Raw genomic sequence first — 1,053 nt, 5'->3', positions numbered from 1 at the left:
CACTTATAGATGTGGTGGCTTCGTGGTCAAGGTAACTTCTGTTACCAGATTACCCACGCTCAAAGGGCTGTTCCTTCCCCATATATACCAATCACATGGCTAATTTTAGCAAATTCTTGCTTGCATTTATATCTCTATCATGAACTGCACCACACTTTAGACATTTCCATTCTCTCAATGCTAAATTCTTTACATCAGGATTTTTATATCCACATTCACTACATGTTTGACTTGATGCATAATTTTGTGGTGCTATTATTATTTCTCTGCCATACCATCTTGCTTTATATTCTAACATCCTTCTAAATTCTGCCCATGATACTTCTGTTATTGCTTTGGCTAATTTATGATTTTGTTGCATATTTTTTACCTGTAAATCTTCTAAAACTATCACTTGGTTTTCGTGTATAATTTTAGAAGATAATTTGTGAAGAAAATCTTTTCTTTGGTTTGATATTTTTTCGTGTAGTTTTGCAAGTTTTTGTCTTGTCCTTTCATAGTTTTTACTTTGCTTTTGCTTTCTTGATAATGATTTTTGTGTAATTTTAATTCTTTTTTCTGTTTTTCTTAACCATTTTGGATTTTCTACCTTTGTTCCATCAGATAAAATAGCAAATTCTTTAATTCCTAAATCTATACCTACTTTTTTATCTATTTTAGGTAATTCTTTAATTTCTTCTTCTACAAGTATAGAAGCATAATATTTGCCTGTTGGCGTTTTTGATATAGTTACGGATTTAATTTTTCCTTCAAATTGTCTGTGTTGTTTTATTTTTATTTTTGTCTTTAACTTTGGAACTTTTAGATAACTACCTTCAAGTGTTACTGTTCCATTTTGATTATTTGTAGTATAAGACTGGTAACCTTTCTTTTTCTTGAACTTTGGAAAACCTATTTTCTTATCTCTAAAAAAGTTTTTATATGCCTTCTCTAAATTAAGCTGTGCATTAGCAAGGGCAAGGCTATCTACTTCCTTTAGAAACGGATATTCTTTTTTATATTGTGCAGGTGTATTGTTTAGCATTTCTCCTGTTTTTTTATAGTATTCTATTT

At 29.9% G+C, this 1,053-nt stretch carries 1 protein-coding gene; it reads right to left on the bottom strand.

Annotated features, from left to right (window positions below; translation table 11 throughout):
- Positions 1–91: 91 nt before the first annotated feature.
- Positions 92–1,053 (bottom strand): IS200/IS605 family element RNA-guided endonuclease TnpB (gene tnpB, locus CAAU_RS11825; protein WP_040306618.1); only part of this gene is annotated, 962 nt, incomplete at its 5' end.

It is taken from the genome of Caloramator australicus RC3, from assembly GCF_000297115.1.
Classification (GTDB): domain Bacteria; phylum Bacillota; class Clostridia; order Clostridiales; family Caloramatoraceae; genus Caloramator; species Caloramator australicus.
The sequence above is the reverse complement of the archived record's forward strand: the minus strand, read 5'-3'. Positions and strand labels throughout refer to the sequence as shown.